At 44.0% G+C, this 545-nt stretch carries 1 protein-coding gene; it reads right to left on the bottom strand.

The window, feature by feature from the left end; genetic code table 11:
• Positions 1 to 545, bottom strand: a 545-nt coding sequence (locus tag HMPREF3112_RS01220; RefSeq protein ID WP_305366746.1) for a Spy0128 family protein, incomplete at both ends; no start/stop codon positions are given.

Raw genomic sequence — 545 nt, 5'->3', positions numbered from 1 at the left:
CTATCCGCTGGCATTACAACATTGGCTGTCAAGATACCAGTTGTTGCGTCTTTTGTGACCTTAACTGTCACTTCAGCGTTCATAGTATCGTAGTCAATATCTGTATCTGTGCCTGCCACTTCACGAACAGTGTAGGTATGTGTACCTTCTTTATCATATGAAATAGCGTCAAATTGGATCGTGCCGTCTGCCCCATTCTTCTTCGTTTGGAGAACTTGACCGTCTTCAAGCAACTCGAAGCTGAAAGCATCTGCCTCTAGGACTTTGCCTTCAAGTTTCTTCGTGAACTTGAATTGGGCGCTGGTTGCCGCCGGTGTGAAAGCATTATTAAATTCGGTATCTGTTGGAAGAGCTTTAGTCGCTGTAAGGGTATGACCATCTTTCGTGACAGTAACTGTAACCTCTGCCTTCATTGGGTCATAACTCATTCCGGCTTCTGAACCTGCGACTTCTTCTACAGTGTACTTATGAATACCAACCTCATTATTCTTATAAGTGAGCGCATCGAAGGCTACTTTACCTGAAGCATCATTGGTTTTCGTTTG

This window comes from Streptococcus sp. HMSC10E12, assembly GCF_001807855.1.
Lineage (GTDB): Bacteria > Bacillota > Bacilli > Lactobacillales > Streptococcaceae > Streptococcus > Streptococcus salivarius.
Note: the sequence above shows the minus strand (reverse complement) of the source record. Positions and strands in the feature narration are given on the sequence as shown.